This window comes from Panacagrimonas sp., assembly GCF_965216805.1.
Classification (GTDB): Bacteria; Pseudomonadota; Gammaproteobacteria; order Nevskiales; family Nevskiaceae; genus Panacagrimonas.
Map to the genome: position 1 here is coordinate 713921 of NZ_CBDCGN010000003.1, position 20281 is coordinate 734201.

The window sequence follows — 20281 nt, forward strand, 5'->3', positions numbered from 1 at the left end:
CGCATGAACGCACCGTCGGGAGACCCACTGCCGTTCTCCGAGCAGCCGCTGCAGCGGATCATGAAAGTGCGCCGCGACTACAACACCTGGGTCGCGGACGAGACCATGGAGGACTACGCGCTGCGTTTCACCGCGCGTTCGTCGCGCAAGTGGTCGGAGTTCCGCGTCGCCAACACGGCGTTCGGCGCCATCTCCTTTCTGGCGCTCGAAGCGCTGGGCGCCGCGGTGATGGTGAGCTACGGATTCACCAACGCCTTCTGGGCCATCGTTGCCGTCAGCATCGTGATCTTTCTGACCGGTCTGCCGATCAGCTGGTACGCCGCCAAGTACGGCGTCGACATGGACCTGCTCACGCGCGGCGCCGGCTTCGGTTACATCGGCTCCACCATCACCTCGCTGATCTACGCCACCTTCACCTTCATCTTCTTCGCGCTGGAAGTCACCATCATGGCGCAGGCGCTGAAGTTCTGTTTCGGCCTGCCGTTGTTGTGGGGGCACCTGATCAGTGCGCTGGTGATCATCCCCATGGTCACTCACGGCATCACCTTCATCAGCCGGTTCCAGGCCTGGACCCAGCCGATCTGGTTGACGCTGATGTTCCTGCCGTTCGGTTTCATCTTCGCGATGGAACCTGAGATGGTGTCGCAGCTGCCGAGCTTTGCCGGCTTCAGCGGCGAAGGGGGCACATTCAACCTGCTGATGTTCGGCACCGTCTGCAGCGTGCTGCTGGCGATGGTGGCGCAGATCGGCGAGCAGATCGATTTCCTGCGTTTCATGCCGGAAGCCAAGCGCGCCAACCGTGTCCGCTGGGTGACCGGCTTGCTCATGGCCGGGCCCGGCTGGATTGGCCTGGGCGCACTCAAGATGCTCGGCGGCGCGCTGTTGGCGTTCGTCGCCATCCAGCATCAGATTGCCCCGGAGAAGGCGCTGGAGCCGACCGAGATGTACCGCGTCGGCTTCAGCTACGTGTTCGATTCGGCACCGATGGTACTGGTGGTGACCGCGGTATTCGTGGTGCTCTCGCAGCTCAAGATCAACGTCACCAACGCCTACGCCGGCTCACTGGCCTGGTCCAATTTTTTCGCACGTCTAACCCACAGTCATCCGGGCCGCGTGGTGTGGCTGGTGTTCAACGTGCTGATCGCTTTGGCGCTGGTGGCGCTAGACGTGTTTTATCTGCTGGAAGACGTGCTCGGGCTGTATTCCAACGTTGCGATCTCCTGGGTCGGTGCGCTGGTCGCGGATCTGGTCATCAACAAGCCGCTGGGCTTGTCGCCCAAAGGCATCGAGTTCAAGCGTGCGCACCTGTACGACGTCAACCCCGTCGGTGTGGGCGCGATGCTGATCGCATCGGTGCTGTCCATCATGGCGTTCAGCGGCGCGTTCGGGGAACTGGCGCAGGCCTTCTCCGCCTTCATCGCGCTGGTCACCGCACTACTGTGCGCGCCGCTGATCGCCTGGGCCACAGGCGGTCGCTTTTACATCGCGCGTCAGCCGGTGCCGACCCGCGAGCGCACGCGTCGCTGCTGCATCTGCGAGAAGACCTACGAGAGCGAGGACATGGCGATGTGTCCGGCGTATCGCGGGCCGATCTGTTCGCTGTGCTGCACCCTGGATGCTCGCTGCAACGATCTGTGCAAGCCGCATGCGACGCTGGCGCACCAGACCGAGAGCGCGCTGCGCTGGTTGTTGCCGCGGCCGCTGTCGGCGCACATGAATACGCGTCTGGGGCATTACACGCTGCTGCTGCTGTGCGTCGGCGGCACGCTGGCCACCATTTTCGCGCTGATGTACGGGCAGGAGCTGTCCGGTCTGCCCGGCGCCGACCCGGCGATCCGCAGTTCGCTGCTGGACATGTCGATCAAGACCTTCGTGGCGGTGCTGGTGGCCGGCGGCATCGTCTGCTGGTGGTTGGTGCTGACAGCAGAAAGCCGCCGCGTGGCGCAGGAAGAATCCAACCGGCAGACGCGTCTGCTGATGAAAGAGATCGAGGCGCATCGTCAGACCGATCAGGCCTTGCAGGACGCCAAGCGTGTCGCCGAGCGCGCCAACCAGGCCAAGAGCCGCTACATCACCGGGGTCAGCCACGAACTGCGCACGCCGCTCAACAGCATGCTCGGCTATGCCCAGGTGCTGGAGCGCGGCGAGTCGATTCCCTGGGCGCAGCGGCGCCAGGCGCTGTCCGTCATCCGCCTCAGCGGCGAGCACCTGGTATCGCTGGTGGATGGATTGCTGGACATCGCCAGCATCGAGTCCGGCAAGCTGAAGCTGGACGTGTCGGAGGTGCATCTGCCGGAGTTTCTGGCCAACCTGGTGGAAATGTTCCAGCCGCAGGCGCGCGACAAGAAAATACGGCTGGTGTTCGAATCCATCTCCAAAGCCCCGGCGGTCGTGCGTGCCGACCAGCAACGGCTGGGTCAGATTCTGATCAATCTTCTGGGCAACGCGGTCAAGTTCACCGATCAAGGGGAGGTGATGCTGCGCCTGGACTACCGGCGCGAGATCGCCACGTTCGAAGTTCGCGATTCCGGCATCGGATTGTCGGCCGAAGATCTGCAGCGCGTGTTCCAGCCGTTCGAGCGCGGCACCAATGTCTGCGGTGCCGGCGGCACCGGGCTGGGCCTGACCATCGCCAAGCTGATGACCGAGCTGATGGGGGGCGAACTCACCGCCAGCAGCGAAGCCGGCCGCGGCAGCGTGTTCCGCGTCCGCTTGTTCCTGCCTGAAGTGCGCAGCCCAAAGCCGCGCGTGCGCGAGCCGCGCCTGGATGTCGGCGGCTTCGCCGGGCCGCCCCGGCGCGTCCTGATCGTGGACAACGAGCGCACCGACCGCCAGTTCCTGATGAGTCTGCTGTCGCCGCTGGGTTTCGAACTGGCCGAAGCGGCGTCGGGCGTGGATGCCATCCGGATCGCGGCCCTGTTCGCGCCGCACCTGATCCTGCTGGACCTCAACATGCCCGGCATCGACGGCTGGGAAACCGCGCGCCTGCTGCGCCGCAATGGCGTCTCGCAGGCCCCGGTGATCGTGATCTCGGCCGACGCTGGCGGACGGGACGGCGGTGGTGATCTCGGGCCCGTGCCCTTCATGGTCAAACCGGTCGACGTCGGCGCGTTGCTGGCTTGCATCGGCCAGACCCTGGATCTGCGCTGGACCGGTAGCGACACGTGCTCGAATGCCAGCGATGCGGCGACCGAGTCGCAAGCGTCCATTGCGGTGGCGGCGATGACGCTGCCGCCGGCCGCCGAACTGGAACGTTTGCGCGAGCTGGGCCGCCTGGGATGCGTCGACGACATCCTGCGGCGTCTGGATCGCATCGAACGCGAGGATGGTCGCTTTATCGCATTCACCCACCTGCTGCGCCGGCATGTCGAGGCGTTTCGTCCCGCCGAATTCCTGCGCGCACTCGAAGAGGTCGTTGACCATGCTGGAACCCCGGTCTGAAGAGAGTCCCGCGACGCCGGTTGTGCTGATCGTGGATGACGCGCCGGATAATCTGGCGCTGCTGCATGGTGCCCTGCGCCAGGAGGGCTACGGCGTGCGCGTCGCCACCAGCGGCAGCATGGCGCTGGACAGCGCCAGACTGTCGCCGCCGGACCTGATCCTGCTCGATGCCATGATGCCCGGCTTGGACGGCTTCGAAACCTGTCGTCGGCTCAAGGAAGACCTGATCACTCGCGAGATTCCGGTGGTGTTCATGACCGGCTTGTCGCAGACCGACGACGTCTTGCGCGGTTTTCGCGCCGGTGGCGTCGATTACGTGACCAAGCCGGTGCGCGCTCCGGAGCTGCTGGCGCGCATCGGCGCGCATCTGCGCAACCGCAACCGCCTGGTGGCAGCACACAGAGCCTCCGACGCGGCCGGCGACGCCATCATCGCCATCGGTGCGGGCTACACCGTGCAATGGGCCACGCCGCTGGCGCGGCGCTGGCTGACTCCGCTGCTGGAGCTGGACGGACAGCTGCCGGCGCCGGTGCGCCGCTGGATCGATGCGCCGGGGGCGATGGCCGAAGCCAGCGTGAGCCTGATCTCAGCCGGTGAGCGACTGGTGTTCAGCCGTTTGCAGAGCACCTGTGCGGATACGCAGTTATTGCTGATCCGCCGCAACACACCGGTGCCGGAGCCGGCGGTCTTGAGCCGTGCGCTGCGCCTGACTGCGCGCGAAGGTGAGGTGCTGTACTGGGTGGCCTTGGGGAAAACCACGCCGGACATCGCGGAAATCCTCGACAGCAGTCCACGCACGGTCAACAAGCACCTGGAGCACATCTACATGAAGCTCGGCGTGGAGACACGCACCGCGGCCGCCACGCTGGCCTTGAGCAAGACCCGGCTGGTGGCCTGACCGCAGGGCGGGGGCTAAGGCGCCGACCACCCGCAAGTCTTGCCCTGGTTCTGTTCCTCCAGGTAAGCCTGCAGCGGGGCGAAGTAGTCGAGGATGGCCGAGGCGTCCATGCTGCGCGTGCCGGTCAGTTTTTCCAGGGTGTCGGGCCAGGGCTGCGAGGCGCCCTGGGCCAGCATCTCCAGAAAGCGTTTGCCGGCCTCGGCGTTGCCGTAGGTGTCGCACTCGTGCAGCGGGCCCTCGAAGCCGGCGGCGTCGCACAGCGCCTTCTGGAACTGGAACTGCAGGATGAAGGCCAGGAAGTAACGCGTATACGGCGTGTTGCCGGGAATGTGGTATTTGGCGCCGGGGTCGAAGTCGTCCTCCGAACGCGGGTTCGGCGGCCCCACGCCCTGGTATTGCTGGCGCAGCTGCCACCAGCCGGCGTTGTATTGCTCGGGCCCGATCTCGCCGGAAAACACTTTCCAGCGCCACTGGTCGACCAGCTTGCCCCAGGGCAGGAACACGATCTTGTCCAGCGCCTGCTTCATCTGTGAATTGATGGTGGCCTGCTCGCTGACGGTCACCTGGTCCACCAGGCCGATCTTCTCAAGATGCGCTGGCGTCAGGCTGAGCGTGATGGTGTCGCCGATGGCCTCGTGAAAGCCGTCGTGGGCGCCGGTCTGGAACAAGGGCGGCAGATGGTTGTAGGCCAGGTAGTAATAGATGTGGCCCAGTTCGTGGTGAATGGTGGTGAGCTGCTCCTCGCTGGGTTCGATGCACTGCTTGATGCGTACGTCGCCTTGCAGGTTCATGTCCCAGGCGCTGGCGTGACAGACCACGTCGCGGTCGCGCGGCTGCACCAGCAGCGACTTGTTCCAGAACGAATCGGGCAGCTTGGGAAAGCCCAGCGACACGTAGAAATCTTCGGCCACGCGCGTCATCGCCACGGCCTGGGCGGCATCGGCCTGGTGTTCCATTTCGGCCAGATCGCGCGGTGTGGGGCTGCCCTTGAACTCGGCCAGGCGCTTGCGGTATTCGGCGTCGCGCTGCGCACGCAGCGCACTCGACACGTCCAGATTGCTCAGCCCCGGATAGGGCTCCAGCAGCGGATACAGATTGCCCCACTGCTGCGCCCACATGTTGCCGAGCAGGTGGGCGGGAATCAGGCCGTCGGCGGGTACCACGTCGTCGCCGTACTTGGTGTTGAGCTTATCGCGCACCAGGCAGTGCAGTTGTTCGTACAGCGGCTCCACCTGGCTCCACAGGCGCTCGACCTCGGTGTCGAACTCGGTCGGGCTCATGTCGTAGCCGCCGCGCCAGAGTTCGCCGGTGTCGGCGTAGCCAAGCTCCTGGGCGCCCTCGTTCATCAACTCGGCGAAGCGCTGGTAATCCTTGCGGATCGGCGGCGAGGTGCGGTGCCAGGCGTTCCAGGCCGCTTCGATCTCCTCGACGCGATTGTCCTGCCCGACGTTGTCGATGATCTTTTCGATCGCCTGCAGCTTCAGACATTCCTCCTGCCCATCGGCGTTGGGCCGGCACCACTGACCGGCGCCGTAATGGGCCTCCATCTTGGCCGCCAGCTTGGCCAGCTCCGCGCGCTTGGCAGGGTCCGACGGCGCCGGCATGGTCGGCCCCAGCTTGATGAGCCGAATCGCACGCGCGGTTTCCGGCGACAGACCCTGGACGTCGTTGAAGCGCTTGGCCTCCTCGGCCTTGGCCGACTCGAATGCCAGTTGCTCCTCAGTGGCCGCGGCCGCCAGCAACTGGCCGTCTTCGCTGATATAGGTCTGCGACACCCAATACGCCGCGGCCAGGCGCGCGGAATTGTCCTTGCGGAACTGATTGACCTCGGCCACGAAGCGATCAGCGTCTTCTACCGTGGGCGCGGCTTCGCCGGAGGCTGCGACGGCCGGCGCCTGATCGTCCTGTTGGCGGCTGCACGCGTTGAGCAGCCACAGGCCGCAACACAGCGGCAGGACGATCATCAGGCGGTGCAGTGCGTTGCGATTCATCGGACGTTTCCCATCATGCGTTTGATATGTCCCGACACCAGCCACAGCACCAGGCCAGTACCGGCGGTGGTCATGAATACCAGCAGAAAGCGCGAGGGCATCGCTGCCACGTTGCTTTCGTCGGCCAGGTGCCCTGCCGCCAGTCCGGCGATCAGGTTACCCAGGGCCGATGCAGTGAACCAGGTTCCCAGCATCTGCCCAACATAACGCGGCGGCGCCAGCTTGGTCACCGCCGACAAACCCACCGGCGAAAGGCACAGCTCGCCGGTGGTGTGCAGCAGGTAGGTCAGGATCAGCCAGGTCGGGGCCACTTTCTCGCCCTGCACCACGAAGCCCGCAGCCACATACAGAACCAGGAAGCCGATACCCATCTGCACCAGGCCCAGCGACATCTTCACCGGCAGCGACGGATCCAGGTTGCGCCGTCCCAGGTTGATCCACAGCGCGGCGAAGAACGGCGACAGGATGATGATGAACAGCGGGTTCACCGCCTGCAGCCACGACGCCGGCATCTCCCAGCCGAAGAACGTGCGGTGGGTGTGATTCTGCGCAAACAGGTTCAGGCTCGAGCCCGCCTGGTCGAAGCCGCTCCAGAACATGGCGGCGGCAACGAAGAACACCGCGATCACGCCGACCTTGCGGCGCTCGTCGACGCTCAGGCCCCCGAAGAACATCACGTAAGCGAAGTAGGCGGTGGCGATCATCACGATGCCCACGCCGGTGCCCTGTGCCAGCCGCACCGCGTTGATCGTCATGACGCCGTTGAGCGCAAGGGCGGTGATGGCGGTCAATGCCAGCAGAAACAGCGCCACTCCCAGCCAGCCCTTGCGGTGCAGCGCCGCGTCACGCTGCACGTCGCCACTGCGCGCCGGCAGCAGGCCGGCATCGCCCAGGTGGGCGCCGTACACGCGGTACTGGATCACGCCCAGCACCATGAACACACCGGCGGCACCAAAGCCCCAGTGCCAGCCGATCTTTTCGCCCAGGTACCCGCACAGCAACTGGCCGAAGAACGCGCCGACATTGATGCCCATGTAGAACAGCGAGAAACCCGCGTCGCGCCGTGCGCCCTTGTCGTCGCGATACAACTGCCCCACCAGCGCGCTGATGTTGGGTTTGAGCAGCCCGGTACCAAGCGCAATCAGGATCAGGCCGATGAAGAAACTGGCGGTGGTGTTCAGCGCCATGCAGAAATGCCCGGCGGCGATGATGCAGCCACCCCAGAACACCGCGCGTTGCTGGCCGATCAGGCGATCCGCGATCCACCCGCCGGGCAGGGAGGCCAGGTACACCGAGGCGGTATAGAGCCCGTAGATGGCGCCGGCCACCTCGGCGGACAGGCCCAGGCCCGGGTTGCTGCCGTCCACTGCCGCCACCATGGCCAGCACCAGAATGGCGCGCATGCCGTAGTAGGAAAAGCGCTCCCACATCTCGGTGAAGAACAGGGTCGCCAGGCCGCGCGGATGTCCTGCCCAGGTCGGCTCGGTCATGTGGAGATGCTTGGATAGGCAGCCAATCGAGACCCGAAGGTGCGCGAGCGCGGGGGCCTACGTCAATCCGGTGTCGCAGCGTTGGCGCAACACGTCCGGCGATTGGCCGGCTACGTGATCGTTGGGCTGTAGCGCGTCGGCTGTCGTTTCAAGGCTGCGCGGACGAATCCAAAGTTCATTCGTCGACGTCGAAGGAAGCTCCTTACCCTGCCGACCCCGGATGGTGTCCGGGCTACGGGTTCTGGGGCCGGAGCGTGTCGTTCACCGCTAGCCCAAAGGTTGGGGCAAAAGCACTGGTCTTGAGATCAACTACAGTCGCGTGCAGTGAGGATGGATTGCGACAGACCCAGCGCTCTGCAACCCACGCACACCCGTCTGGCATCAAAGCGCCCGCAGCGGGGCGATCCATGCGGTCACGACACACGAGGAGAATCCGATGGCCGTTTATGTACCCGCCCAAATCGCCGCGAGCCTGGACCCGCAACGCGGCGCGCAGCTCAAGTCCCTCACCTCCGCACCGCCGGTGGCGTGGCCGACGGTGCTCACCTCGGCCCTCATGACCGCGATCTACATCGCGTCGATCGTGCTGGCGGTGCAGGGACACATCCCGCTGTGGGTCGGCATGCTCGTCAACGGTGCCATCGGCTACCTCACCTTCACCGTCGTTCACGACGCGCTGCATCGAAGCATCAGCACCAACACCCGGCTCAACGACGTCATCGGCCAGAGCGCCGTGCTCATGATCACGCCGTACGTGGACCTGCGCCTGTTCCGCTGGGGCCACGTGCTGCACCACCGCTTCACCAGCGGCACCAAGGACCCGGACTACATCCTGCACGGCGCCTGGTGGACCTTGCCCTTCCGCTGGATGGCCATCGACGCGCTGTACCTGGTCCACGCGCTGCGCCAGGGCGACAAGATTTCAGCCAAGTACCTGAAGAGTTCAATGGCGATGGCGGTGCTCACCTTCAGCGTGGCCGGCGTGCTGACCTGGATGGGCTATGGCTGGGAAGTGCTGATGCTGTGGTTCATTCCGTCGCGGCTGATCTTCCTGGCGCTGGGTTTCAGTTTCTTCTGGCTGCCGCACGTTCCGCACGACACCACGCAGGAAGAGAATTTCACCAAGGCCACCACCGTGCGGCCGGGCATGGAATGGCTGATGGCGCCGCTGCTGCAGAACCACCACGTGCACCTGATCCATCACCTGTATCCAGGCACGCCGTTCTACAACAACGCCAAGGTCTGGAAGCTGATCGAACCCGAACTGCGCGCGCGCGACCTCGCGATCCAGCACGGCTTTGCAATCAACCCGGTGATCTACGCGGCCCGCGAAGGCGCGGCGTAAGCTCTGCAGGGAGACTCGACCATGCGTCGTTATCAATGCCGCTACTGCTCGCACATCTACGACGAGCGCCTCGGCGATCCGGACAGCGGCATCGCGCCGGGCACGCGCTTCGAGGACATTCCGGACGACTGGCAGTGTCCGGAGTGCGGGGCTGCCAAGTCGGATTACGATCTGATCGAGGGCTGACCATCGTAGGGCGGGTTAGGCACGGTTGTTCGTGCCGTAACCCGCCAATCGCGGAAGTCGGGTTACGCGGTGAAGCCGCTAATCCGACCTACGCTCGCTCAAGTCGGTGATTTTCACCGCTGAGAAATCGCTGATCCGCAAAGCGCTCGGCAAGCTCACGACGCCGAACCAGCAGGCGCTGCGAAACGTGCCGGAGACCATCATCGGGTAAAACCCATCTGCAATGGATAAGAACCTGTTCGCGGATCTGGTCGCCAGCCTCAAGGAGATGAAGGAAGTGCGCGCCGGCAATCGCAAGCCGAATTCGCGGGCGTGCTGCAAGTGAGCAAACGCACTCTGCTGACCTGGGAGCAGGGGCGTCGTTCACCGACCGGGCCGGCAAGGCCTTGCTTCGCGCGGTCGCTAACAACCTGGTGCGTGTGGTGCGGGCGTCGAATGGCTGGTGGCGGGAAATCACCTCTGGCCCTATAAATCTGGCCCCGATAACTCGGGGATTTGGCGCTCGGATGGGTCGTTGCTCGCAAGGACAACAGCCCTGGATTTCATGCGGGCTACGCTGGCTGTTCTTTGCCTGTCATGCGGAGAAAGGCGAATATCCCGATCTAAGGACTGATCGCAATATGAAACCATGACGGTAAAACGCAATTCGCTCGATCCAGCGAAGTTGAATAGCGCAGCGTCGTTGCCATACGAATTGCGTCTCGAAGATTTTCGGTTGGCAATCCAGGATGTCTACGACTTCTTCTTCGATGTGAATACGAGTCTTGTCCACAAGGGTCTGGACCGCCTCGACGAATTGCTGCGGCCTGCGATCATGTCCGGAGTCTTGTCGGACATGCTTACCGCGAGCCTCGCGAAGCACTCGCGGACGCTGATTGTGAACACTTACTTCAACGGGCACCCTGACCTGGTGGTGCGGGGGAAATATCCGAGCAACGCCGTGAAGGCAGGCGAGCACGGTGTCGAAATCAAGACGACCCGCAAGGCCGGCGGCGCAGTCGATACGCATGGCGCCCGAGCGCAGTGGATGTGCGTATTCGTGTACGCGGTCGACAACCAGAGCGAGCCCGCGATCGAGCGCCATGCGATGCGATTCACCGAGATATATCTGGGTCAGGTGGCCGTCGACGACTTCCGCAAGAACGCGCGCGGAGAGTTGGGAACGCGGACTGCGACCCTGCACGCGCAGGGAATTGCGAAGCTCCGCAAGAACTGGGTTTATCGCGAGTAGCGCTTACTCGTCGGGCAACGCGGCAAGACGCGGTAGTGCCTTGGCGGCTATCGAGAAGAAATGTTCGTCGCGCTCGACTCCGATACTTCGGTATCCAACAGACTCCGCTGCCGCCAGAGTCGATGCAGCGCCAGCGAACGGATCAAGTACGACGCCTGTCCCCAGCGGCAACACCGCGCGGACGATCTTGCGCAGGAAAGCCTGCGGTTTGAGGCTTGGGTGAGGCGCAAGCTTGCGCTCCGCCGCGCGTGTCGGCGCCGACGCGATCACGTCACCGAATGGTCTCTCGGCAGAAACGCGTCGAAAACCTCCGGTTCCCCAACGGCGCAGATTGTCCTGTACGCGACCGTCAAGCGGCTTGCGAAAGACCAGCCAAGGTTCCCACATGGAGCGCGGCATCACGCTCACGTCCGGGAATTCCATGTGCGCCGCTTTTGGACGATCTCCGCCTCGCATGGTCATCACCAGCCGAACGATTTCGCCCCTGCGTTCGAGTCCGGCACGAGCAAGGGCACCGGACACCAGGTAGGACAGCAGCGGATTGCTCGCGACCACCACATTTGCGCCTGGCACGAGCACACGAATGAGGCTGCGCGCCCAGGCGAGAAAGAATTGTTCGAGTGCGTCGAGATCCGTCGATCGCAACACCGTGAATCTTGGGAGTGGAGACCGCTTCGAGCCGTCGAAACTCGGCGGGATTCGCCAGACGCCACCATGTCCGTTTCGCAGTTTGGTCTGCTCCACTTCGGTGTACTCCACCAGACCGTAAGGCGGATCGGTGACTACGGCGTGGATGCTGTTGTCCGGCTGCGCGTGCAGCCAGCGGTTGCAGTCGTCAAGTATCAAACTCGCTTGTCCATGATTGACGGTCTTGGGCTCGCGGCGAGTCGATGCCGGCACAACGGGTACCAGAGGTTCCATACCGGTCAGGGCGTACTGCGCTCTGTCTGTGCGAACGAATAGAGCGGGCGTATTGAGTCGAAGGTAGGAACGAATCGACGACGGCGGAACGTCACCGATCAGTCGGGAAACATCTTCGGTAATCTGCTGGATCGTTGCGCCGGCGCGACGACCGTCGAGCGATTCCACGATCGCGTCACGAACCTGCCCAGGTGCCCTGCGCATCGAATTTCTCCTTTTCGAGATTGTAGACGTCTGGACGTCAATCGGAAAGGATCTTCCGAAGATCAGGCGTGACCTTGGGTGTAATCCGGGGTGGCTTGTCCTTAAGTAGTTCGCACTTCAATCAAAAAACCCCGGATTTCATCCGGGCTACTCCCTCTGCGCGATCGCGCAGTGATTTCCCCCGGGCGGAGTTGCTCAAGGTTTCGTTCTCTTGCAAGAACAGCTTGCCGCCCTCGGTGTGCTCGAAGCGCCCCGCCTCACCCCAGCAGCCAGCTCCACAACGCCCACAGCAACGCCGCAGACAGCGCCACGAATGCGCCGGCCAGCAGCAGCGCCAGGATGGTGGAGCCGCGCTTGTGCGGTTTGTTCTGCGCCTGCACCCGGTCCAGATGTTCGATCAGCAAATCGGCGTTGCGCCGGTGTGCCTTGTAGGCGAAGTCGAACAGATCACCGACCACGGGAATCAGTCCGCCGGCGGCGTCCATCGCCAGATTGCGCAGCATCTTGACGATCACGTTGCGTGGCGCGCCGACGCGCACGCCCTGATAAAGGATGCCGGCGCCCAGCAGCATGCCGGCGATGTCGCCGACACCGGGCAGCAGGCCGATCAGCGAGTCCAGCCCGAAGCGAAAACGGGTGCCGGGCACGCGGATGACGCCGTCGAGCAGCCAGGCCAGCTTTTCCATGCGCTGGCGGGCGGCCTGCGTACGCAGCGCTTGTTCGGGGTCGTGGCTCATGAAAGGCGCCTGGTGATTTCTTCTAGACTGTCGCTGACGCGCCGCCATCAGGCGCGGACAACGATAAATTTCGCGGAGAGTAGCCGACCGATGCGCGCGCTGTATGCCGCTTTCTATTGGATTGCGTGGTGGCTGTTCCGGCCGCTCAACGGCTTGATCAAGTATCGCCTCACCCCGCAGCCGCTGGGCGAACAGCTTGCGCTGGACCCGACCCGCCCGGTGGTCTACCTGCTGCCTACACGCTCCTGGGGCGATCTGTTCGTGCTGGACCGGATCTGTCGCGACCTTGGCCTGCCGCGACCGCGCCGTACCGGCGCCAGCGTTCCCACCCCGGAAAGACCCGCGGTGTTGTACCTGCCGGCTTTGCTGGAAACGCGTCTGCGACCCACCGAGTTGAGCGGCGTGGTGGAGCGTGCGGCTGCCGATCCGAACTTCGATGCCCAGGTGGTTCCGGTGTCGGTGTTCTGGGGACGCAATCCGGGGCAGGAAACCTCGTTGTGGAAACTGCTGTTCGCCGACAGCGTGCAGGCCGGCATGGTGCGCAAGCTGTTCATCATGATGGTCAACGCGCGCTTCGTGTACGCCAGTTTCGCGGCGCCCATGAGCTTTCGCGAGTTTGTGGCCAAGGAGCCGGCGCCGGACGTGGCGGTGCGCAAACTCAGCCGCCTGCTGCACCTGTACTTCCTGCGTTCGCGCACTGCGGCACTCGGCCCGCGACTGCAGACCCGCGGTGTGGTGATCCAGCAGCTGCTGGCCTCGCGCGGGGTCAAGGCGGCCATCGAGGCCGAAGCGCGTGAATCAAAAATCACCCTGGACGAAGCCACCCGCCGTGCGCGCAAGTGCGCCAACGAGATTGCCGCCAATTACTCCTCGGTGACGGTACGCATCCTGGAACAGATCTTTGCGTACGTGTGGAACCGCATGTTCCGCGGTGTGGAGGTGCACGGCATCGATCGCGTGCGCAACTGGGCGCAGGGCCACGAAATGGTCTACCTGCCGTCGCATCGCTCGCATGCCGACTATCTGCTGGTGAGCTTCGTGCTGTATCAGGCCGGGTTGGCGCCGCCGCATATCGCCGCTGGCGTGAATCTCAACTTCTGGCCGGTGGGCGCGCTGCTGCGGCGGGCCGGCGCGTTCTACATCCGCCGCAGTTTTTCGGGCGACCGGCTCTATGCGGCGGTGTTTCGCGGCTATGTGGACGGCCTGATCGCGCGCGGCTATCCCATCAGCTTCTATCCGGAGGGCGGCCGCAGCCGCACCGGTCGTCTGCTGGCGCCCAAGACCGGCATGCTCGGCATGGTGACCGAGAGCGCGCTGCGCCAGAGCACCCGCAAGGTGGCCCTGGTGCCGGTCTATATCGGCTACGACAAGGTCTGGGAGCTGGGCAGTTACTTCAAGGAGCTGCGCGGCGCCAAGAAGCAGAAGGAATCGGCGGCCGAGCTGCTCAAGGCCGGCAAGCTGCTGACCAAGAGTTTCGGCAAGGTTCACATCAGCTTCGGCGAACCCCTGCACCTGCAGGAATATGCCGACAAGCATCAGCCGGGCTGGCGCGAAACCCTGCGTGGTTCGCCGGACCGCGCGCCGTCGCAGATCAAACCCTTCGTGCAGCGGCTGGCCCTGGCCAATCACCGGCGCATCAATGCCGCTGCGGTGGCCAACCCGGTCGGCATCACCGCGGTGGCCCTGCTGGCCAGCCCGCAACGTGCGGTGTCGGAAGCCGAGCTGATCGAGCAGGTCGGGCACCTGATCTGGCTGCTCAAGGGGCGGCCGTACAGCGACACTTTCGTGATCTCGCAGACCTCGCCGCGAGCGGTGGTGGAGTGGGCACTGCCGATCGCGCGCATCGCGCGGGTGCCGCATCCCTGGGGCGATCTGCTGGCACTGGCAGACCGCGATGCGGTGCTGCTGACCTATGCGCGCAACAACCTGCAGCACTTGTTCGCCCTGCCCAGCCTGATCGCCAATTTCTTTCGCACCCGTTCGATGCTGGCCGAAAGCGCAGTGCTGGACGGCTGTCGCTGGCTTTATCCGTTCTTGCGTGCTGAATTCTTCGTGCGCTGGGAACCGGCCGAGGCCGAGGACGTGGCGCGGCAGACGCTGGACGTGATGTGCCGGCTGGGCTTGCTGACTCGCAACGACGACGTGCTGCTGCGGCCGGACGTGACCTCGCCGGCGTTTTCTTCGCTGTCCATGCTGGCGCGCATCATGGGCGAGACGCTGGAACGCTATTGCATGACCACCTGGTTGCTGGCGTTCGAACATCGCGAGGAAGGGCGCGTAGCCCGGGGCCGTTTCGAGGAGGACTGCCGCTTGCTGGCCGAGCGCATGGCCGTGCTGACCGGGCGCGACTCGCCCGAATTTTTCGACAAGGCGCTGTTCAAGGGTTATCTCGACACCTTGATCGACGCCGGTCTGGTGCAGGTGGGCGAGGGACAGGGGTTGCTGGTCGACCCCCGACTCGGGCAGATCGCCGAGCGCTCGCTGGAGCTGCTGTCGGACGAGTCGCGCCAGACCCTGCTGCAGTTGATCTCGCGACGCCCCGGCGCAGTGGTGACGCCGGCGCCGACCGAAAAAGCCGCTTCGGTATAATCGGCGCGCTATTTCCTCATGCCGGCACGCCCGGCCTCCCACCAGGAAGCATTCATGTCCCAGAAATTTCGTGTGCTGGCCGTCTGTGCCTGCGCCAGCCTGTTGTTTGCCTGCGCCAAGCCGGAGGAAGCCGCCAAGCCCGTCGAACTGACCACGGACGCGCAAAAGTTCGGCTACGCCATCGGGGTCGATCTCGGCAACTCGCTCAAGCCGGTGGTCGCGCACGTCGACATCGCCGCGCTCAAGCAAGGGCTGGACGATGTCAACGGCGGCGGCGAACTCAAGCTGGACGAAGCGGCACGCGAGGAGGTCAAGAACTCCGTGTCGCAGAAGATGCAGGAAGAACAGATCAAGCAACGCGACGAAGCCGCCGCCAAGGGCGCCGCCGAGGGCGAGAAGTTCCTGGCCGAGAACGCCACCAAGGAAGGCGTCAAGACCACCGAAAGCGGGCTCCAGTACAAGGTCATCACCGAGGGCGACGGCCCTGCACCCGGCGCCACCGACGAAGTCACCGTGCACTACGTGGGCACCCTGATCAACGGCGAGGAGTTCGACAGTTCCATCGCCCGCGGCCAGCCGGTGACGTTCCCGCTGGGCAACGTGATCGAGGGCTGGACCGAGGGCCTGCAGTTGATGAAGACCGGCAGCAAGTATCAGTTCTTCATTCCCGCCAAGCTTGGCTACGGCGAGCGCGGCGCGGGCGTCAAGATCGGCCCCAACCAGACGCTGATCTTCGAAGTGGAGTTGCTGGGCGTAAACCAGCCCGCCGCGGAGTAAGCCGGAACGGCCGCCCGCGGTCGCCGATCGCGCGACCGACGGGCTCGGCGGCGGGCACGGCCCGACCCACGGGACAGGTATAGAGCGGCCGGCGACCGCCATGCCATGCACGTCGCGGACCCGTTGCAGGCTAGGAGTGTGCGCGGATAGCCGCGCGCGGCGGCGCCGCAACCTCGATTGCAGCGATCTCCGTGCCACGGTCCGCATTGCGCGCTGTGCGCTCCAGGCCCTGCCGGAACCACTTGGCAGCCTCGTCCGGGTTCTGCGTCTGCTCGGCCAGATGCGCCAGTTCCAGGTAGGCCTCCGCGCTCGGCTGCTGGCGGATCACCGCTTCCAGATAACTGCGTGCCTTGCCCCACAGCTTGTTGGCGCGACAGGCGCGGCCGGCGGTGATCAACAGCTCCGGCTTCTCGCCGTACTGGTTCAGCCATTGCTCGATGGTGGCCAGGCGCCCGAGCGGGTCCTCAGTCTGCAAGTCGCCGTATAGACGCACCAGCTCGGCATCCCACTGCCGGCCCAGCGTGGAGGCAATCAGTGCCGCCGCCTCGGCGTGGGCATTGAGCCGCAACAGCCCGCTGACGTAGGTCGCACGCAGCTCGGGGTTGTCGCGCAGCTCGGCCGGGGTCTGCTGCCACAGCGCCTTGAGCGCGTCCAGGCGAGCCTCGTTCGCCGCCGAGCGCAGACGCCCGAGCAGGGCCTGATGCAGCAGCGCGCGCCGCCGCTCCGCATTGGCGGGGCCGAGCTTGTCGGTGCGCTGCAGCAGTCCGTGCAGCTCGGCCCATTCGCTCAGCGCGGCGTGACACTCGGCCAGCAGTTCCACCACGTAGGCATTGTCCGGCGCCTGTTCGCGCAGGCTCAGTGCGGTCTGTTTGGCTTGCGCAAAATCGCCGCGGTCGCGTTGCAGTTCGGCGCTGGCGATGCCGGCCGCCAGCGTGTGAGCGGGCGACTGCTGTGCGGCCAGCGCCAGATAGCGCTCGCGACGTTCGTCCGCACCCAGGTGCTGGGCGGCGCGCGCGGCGGCCAGATAGTTCAGATGCGGCGCGCGATGGTCGGCGGCGCGCCGCACCAGGTCCACCTCGGCACGCCGCCAACGGCCCTCCTGCAGTTCGAGCAGGCCGGCTTCGAAGGCGTCGCGCGCGCGGTCCGCGCGGCGGCGCACATTGAAGCGCATCAAGGTCGCGGGCAGGCGCAGCAGACCCAGCAGGGCACGCAGCGTGTAAAGGGTCAGCGGTGCGCCGAACACCACCGCGGCCGTCAGCGCCAGCACCGAGGTCTCCACCGTCCAGCCGCGCAGATGGATCATCACGTAGCCGGTGTCGGCGCGCAGGAAATACGCCACGGCGGCGCCGGCAGCCAGGGCGATGACGATGGCGAGCCAGGTGCGGATCACGGCTTATTCCGCATCGCCCAGATGCGCGCGCAGCGCCTCCAGGCTGCCGCTGATGTCGGGCAGCGAAGGGCTCAGCTCCAGCGCCTGCAGGCGTTGCAGCTCGGCCTGCGCGGCGAGCACGCCGGCATCGTCGGCCTTGAACTCCGCTTCCAGCCAGGCCGATGCCGACACCAGCGCCTCGCGCATCGGCACGCTGCGGCCGCCGAGCAGCGCGGCGCGTGCGCCTTCGAGCTTGAGGGTGAGCACGTGGTAGACCAGTGCCTCCTGCTCCGGCGGCAGTTGACGCAGGGCGCGGGCGTCATCGTCGCGGCGCACGGTGAACAGGCTGCGTGCGGCGCCCTGCACCGCCAGCCACAGCCGCTGCCAGCCCGGCGACTGCTCGGTGGTGCCGCCAAGGTCGGCGCGGGCGGCCGGTGCGGTGAATTCCATGGGCGCGTGCGAGGCCAGGGGCAGCCGGGGTACGCGTTCGATCAGGCTGGACAGGCTCAGCGTCGCCGACGCCAGGTCCGGTTGCGGCACCGCGCGCAGGGCGTTGCGCTCTGCGGCCAGGACCTCGCGGACCGGAAATAGTTGCGGGTCGGACAGCGCTGCCAGGCGTTGGTCGGCGCTGTCCAGCGCGGCCAGCGCGCTGCGCGCGTCGCGGTGCAGCAGCAAGCGATCGTTGGCCAGCAGCAGCAGTTGCTCCGCCGAACTGAGCTGAAAGCGGGTACGGCCGCCGGACAAGTCTGCGCTGATGCGGCTCATCAGTTGCAGGCCGTCGTCGATGCGCGCCTGTTGCGCCGCCAGCTCGGTGCCCTGGCGATCGCCCAGGCGCGACAGGTCCGACTGGCGCGTGCTCAAGGATTCGACCTGGGCCGACAGCGCGCTCACCTCACCCTGCAGCCGCTGCAATTGCTGCAGCTGGGCGCTGCGTTCGGCCTCGATGCCGGCATAGCGCTGCCAGCCCAACCAGCCGCCGTATCCGGTCAGACCGACCAGGACGAGCAACAGGAATACGAGAATCCACGCCAGCACGCCGTGCTTGCGATCGGCGCGCTTGTGTTCGGAGTGTGCGGCCGGCACTGCTGCGGCGGCAGGCGACGCGCCGGCCGTGTCGGGCGCAGGGCCCGGCTTTGCCGGCGCAGACTCGGCCGTCGCATCGACCGCCTGCGCGGCGGTGGGGGTCGGCGCCGCCGCGGGGTCGGGTTGCGGGGGTGCGGGCTGATCGGTCATGGCTGCGATTCGAACGGGTTTCTGGGCGACCCTTGCTGCGTCCGGGCCAGGCAGTCGGCCCAGGTCGCGTCGTCGAGCAGTCTAGGCACGCAGACTTCGGCGAAGCCCAGACGCTGTGCGAGTTCTAACACACGCACGCTCGGAACCACCAGCAAGCGAGGCAGCAGCATGGCCGCACGGGCATCCGCGGGCGTCTGCTCGAACAGACTGTGCAGACCCTCGGCGCTGGTGCAGACGATGGTATCGACATGGGCTAGCGCGGCTTCGATCTGCGGGGCCGGATAGCGGATCGCGCGGCGACAGTACAGCTCCAGTTTCTGCACCTGCGCACCCCGCGCGCGCAGCGCCTCCTGCAGATGAGTGCGCCCGCCGGCGCCGCTGCACAGCAGCACGTCCTTGCCGCCGACCTGCGCGAAGTGCGGATGGCGCAGCAGGGCTTCACTGGTATGGCCTTGCGTCGCGGTCTGCACGGGTGCGCGGTCGAGCCTGGCCAGCGCGGCCGCGGTGGCGGGACCGATCGCAAACAGCGTCGGCCAGGGGCCGGAGTCGAGGTCTGCCGCCACAGTCACGGCATTGGTGCTGGTGAAGATCCAGCCGTAGGCGTTGCGAGCGGTTTGCAGCACCCGGCGATGCTCATCGGGATCGCCGGCCGGTTCGATCGCCAGCATGGGGAGTTCGGTCACCTCGGCGCCACGCGCGCGCAGTAACGAGGCAAGCGCCACGCCCCGACCCTGCGGCCGCGTTATCAGCACGTGGCGACCGCGCAGCGTTGCGGGCTCAGGCACGGATGCCCAGGTCCGACAGAATCCGGCGTGCGCCCTGGGCCAGCAACTGCTCGGCCAGGGTCACGCCGAGTTCGGCCGCGGCTGCCGGCGCGCCCTGCAATTTCGCGCGCACCACATGGCGGCCGTCCGGCGAGCCGACCATGGCATCCAGTTGCAACTGCGCGCCCTGCAGTACCGCATGCCCGGCGACCGGCACGCTGCAGGCGCCGCCCAGCCGTGCGTTGAGTGCACGCTCGGCGGCCAGGCGCGTGCGCGCACCCGCATGGTCGAGCGGCGCCAGCAGTTCGCGGGTGTGGGCATCGTCGGCGCGTGCTTCGATACCGACGATGCCCTGGCCGATGGCGGGGATGAAGCGCGCAACGTCCAGCGCCTCACGGATGCGGTCGGCCATGCCGAGCCGGCGCAGGCCGGCGCAGGCGAGCAGGATGGCGTCGAACTCGTCTTCGTCGAGCTTGCGCAGGCGCGTGCCAACGTTGCCCCGCAGCAGCGCGATCTTGAGGTCGGGCCGCAAGGCGGCCAGCAGGGACTGGCGGCGCAGGCTGGAGGTGCCCACTCGAGCGCCCTGCGGCAGCGCCGCCAGCGTGCCGTGACGATTGGAGACGAACGCGTCGCGCGGATCTTCCGGATGCAGAAAAGTGGTCAGCGCCAGGCCCTCGGGCTGCTGCGCCGGCACATCCTTCATCGAATGCACCGCAAGGTCGGCGCGATCCTCCAGCAGCGCCTGCTCCAGTTCCTTGACGAACAGCCCCTTGCCGCCGGCCTGCGACAGCGCGGTGGACAGCAACTGGTCGCCGCGCGTGGTCATCGGGACCAGCTCCACCAGCAGGCCGGGGTGCGTCTGCTGCAGCAGGCTACGCACGTGCTCCGCCTGCCACAGCGCCAGCGGCGATTCGCGAGTGGCGATGCGTAGCAACGAGCGGTTGGCCATTAGCGGTTAGCCGTCAGCAAGAAAAAAGAAATGGCCTGATTCTGAGCGCCTAACGCCTAACCAGGGCTACCGCCCGCCGGGCCGGCACACGCGAGTGCCAAGTCAAGGCACTTGCGTAAGCATGCGCCGCCCCGGCCCTAACGCCTAAACGCACGA

The 20281-nt window shown here is 65.8% G+C and carries 15 protein-coding genes; 7 read left to right on the plus strand and 8 right to left on the minus strand.

From position 1 onward, the window contains the following. Positions 1-3: 3 nt before the first annotated feature. Positions 4-3441, plus strand: coding sequence for an ATP-binding protein (locus ACOOHP_RS16355; RefSeq protein ID WP_420467549.1), 3438 nt, complete (start codon positions 4-6; stop codon positions 3439-3441). After that, on the plus strand, positions 3422-4339 hold the full coding sequence (locus tag ACOOHP_RS16360) for a response regulator (protein WP_420467550.1): 918 nt from the start codon (positions 3422-3424) through the stop codon (positions 4337-4339). The genes ACOOHP_RS16355 and ACOOHP_RS16360 overlap by 20 nt, the downstream gene beginning before the upstream one ends. A 14-nt stretch (positions 4340-4353) precedes the next feature. Here ACOOHP_RS16360 and ACOOHP_RS16365 read toward each other — a convergent pair whose 3' ends face one another. Continuing rightward, complete coding sequence (locus ACOOHP_RS16365) at positions 4354-6330, minus strand: M2 family metallopeptidase (RefSeq protein ID WP_420467551.1); 1977 nt, start codon at positions 6328-6330, stop codon at positions 4354-4356. After that, positions 6327-7820: a peptide MFS transporter gene (locus tag ACOOHP_RS16370; RefSeq protein WP_420467552.1), complete on the minus strand. Its 1494-nt coding sequence runs from the start codon at positions 7818-7820 to the stop codon at positions 6327-6329. Before ACOOHP_RS16370 ends, ACOOHP_RS16365 begins: the two co-directional genes overlap by 4 nt. Before the next feature lie 436 nt (positions 7821-8256). On the opposite strand from ACOOHP_RS16370, the gene ACOOHP_RS16375 reads away from it, so the two are divergent. From ACOOHP_RS16375 to ACOOHP_RS16385, 3 genes are all read left to right on the plus strand, one after another. After that, positions 8257-9165, plus strand: a complete 909-nt coding sequence (locus ACOOHP_RS16375; protein ID WP_420467553.1) for a fatty acid desaturase — start codon at positions 8257-8259, stop codon at positions 9163-9165. 21 nt (positions 9166-9186) lie between these two features. Continuing rightward, positions 9187-9351, plus strand: coding sequence for a rubredoxin (locus tag ACOOHP_RS16380; protein WP_420467554.1), 165 nt, complete (start codon positions 9187-9189; stop codon positions 9349-9351). 628 nt (positions 9352-9979) lie between these two features. After that, the gene (locus ACOOHP_RS16385; protein WP_420467555.1) at positions 9980-10582 is read left to right on the plus strand and encodes a hypothetical protein; all 603 of its coding nucleotides are present in this window, start codon (positions 9980-9982) and stop codon (positions 10580-10582) included. Between the two features lie 3 nt (positions 10583-10585). On the opposite strand, the gene ACOOHP_RS16390 is transcribed toward ACOOHP_RS16385, so the two are convergent. Beyond that, positions 10586-11707: a DNA methyltransferase gene (locus tag ACOOHP_RS16390; RefSeq protein WP_420467556.1), complete on the minus strand. Its 1122-nt coding sequence runs from the start codon at positions 11705-11707 to the stop codon at positions 10586-10588. A 257-nt stretch (positions 11708-11964) separates the two neighbouring features. After that, entirely contained in the window at positions 11965-12444 is a 480-nt protein-coding gene (locus tag ACOOHP_RS16395) for a DUF4112 domain-containing protein (RefSeq protein WP_420467557.1), read from the minus strand. 90 nt (positions 12445-12534) lie between these two features. Here ACOOHP_RS16395 and plsB point away from each other — a divergent pair, with 90 nt between their 5' ends. Together plsB and ACOOHP_RS16405 are read left to right on the plus strand one after the other, a co-directional pair. Further along, entirely contained in the window at positions 12535-15033 is a 2499-nt protein-coding gene (gene plsB / locus ACOOHP_RS16400) for a glycerol-3-phosphate 1-O-acyltransferase PlsB (RefSeq protein WP_420467558.1), read from the plus strand. Between the two features lie 54 nt (positions 15034-15087). Next, positions 15088-15810, plus strand: coding sequence for an FKBP-type peptidyl-prolyl cis-trans isomerase (locus ACOOHP_RS16405; RefSeq protein WP_420467559.1), 723 nt, complete (start codon positions 15088-15090; stop codon positions 15808-15810). Between the two features lie 130 nt (positions 15811-15940). On the opposite strand, the gene ACOOHP_RS16410 is transcribed toward ACOOHP_RS16405, so the two are convergent. Genes ACOOHP_RS16410 through hemC form a run of 4 tightly spaced genes read right to left on the minus strand, consistent with a single transcriptional unit; the run spans position 15941 to position 20125 of the window. Beyond that, entirely contained in the window at positions 15941-17200 is a 1260-nt protein-coding gene (locus ACOOHP_RS16410) for a heme biosynthesis HemY N-terminal domain-containing protein (protein WP_420467560.1), read from the minus strand. Positions 17201-17203: 3 nt separating this feature from the next. Further along, the gene (locus tag ACOOHP_RS16415; RefSeq protein WP_420467561.1) at positions 17204-18412 is read right to left on the minus strand and encodes a uroporphyrinogen-III C-methyltransferase; all 1209 of its coding nucleotides are present in this window, start codon (positions 18410-18412) and stop codon (positions 17204-17206) included. Continuing rightward, entirely contained in the window at positions 18409-19197 is a 789-nt protein-coding gene (locus ACOOHP_RS16420; protein ID WP_420467562.1) for a uroporphyrinogen-III synthase, read from the minus strand. The genes ACOOHP_RS16415 and ACOOHP_RS16420 overlap by 4 nt, the downstream gene beginning before the upstream one ends. Next, positions 19190-20125, minus strand: a complete 936-nt coding sequence (gene hemC, locus ACOOHP_RS16425; RefSeq protein ID WP_420467563.1) for a hydroxymethylbilane synthase — start codon at positions 20123-20125, stop codon at positions 19190-19192. The genes ACOOHP_RS16420 and hemC overlap by 8 nt, the downstream gene beginning before the upstream one ends. Positions 20126-20281: the final 156 nt, after the last annotated feature.

Coding starts and splice junctions, on each gene's coding strand:
- ACOOHP_RS16355 (WP_420467549.1), top strand. CDS start 4: ATGAACGCACCGTCGGGAGACCCACTGCCGTTCTCCGAGCAGCCGCTG.
- ACOOHP_RS16360 (WP_420467550.1), top strand. CDS start 3,422: ATGCTGGAACCCCGGTCTGAAGAGAGTCCCGCGACGCCGGTTGTGCTG.
- ACOOHP_RS16365 (WP_420467551.1), bottom strand. CDS start 6,330: ATGAATCGCAACGCACTGCACCGCCTGATGATCGTCCTGCCGCTGTGT.
- ACOOHP_RS16370 (WP_420467552.1), bottom strand. CDS start 7,820: ATGACCGAGCCGACCTGGGCAGGACATCCGCGCGGCCTGGCGACCCTG.
- ACOOHP_RS16375 (WP_420467553.1), top strand. CDS start 8,257: ATGGCCGTTTATGTACCCGCCCAAATCGCCGCGAGCCTGGACCCGCAA.
- ACOOHP_RS16380 (WP_420467554.1), top strand. CDS start 9,187: ATGCGTCGTTATCAATGCCGCTACTGCTCGCACATCTACGACGAGCGC.
- ACOOHP_RS16385 (WP_420467555.1), top strand. CDS start 9,980: ATGACGGTAAAACGCAATTCGCTCGATCCAGCGAAGTTGAATAGCGCA.
- ACOOHP_RS16390 (WP_420467556.1), bottom strand. CDS start 11,707: ATGCGCAGGGCACCTGGGCAGGTTCGTGACGCGATCGTGGAATCGCTC.
- ACOOHP_RS16395 (WP_420467557.1), bottom strand. CDS start 12,444: ATGAGCCACGACCCCGAACAAGCGCTGCGTACGCAGGCCGCCCGCCAG.
- plsB (WP_420467558.1), top strand. CDS start 12,535: ATGCGCGCGCTGTATGCCGCTTTCTATTGGATTGCGTGGTGGCTGTTC.
- ACOOHP_RS16405 (WP_420467559.1), top strand. CDS start 15,088: ATGTCCCAGAAATTTCGTGTGCTGGCCGTCTGTGCCTGCGCCAGCCTG.
- ACOOHP_RS16415 (WP_420467561.1), bottom strand. CDS start 18,412: ATGACCGATCAGCCCGCACCCCCGCAACCCGACCCCGCGGCGGCGCCG.
- hemC (WP_420467563.1), bottom strand. CDS start 20,125: ATGGCCAACCGCTCGTTGCTACGCATCGCCACTCGCGAATCGCCGCTG.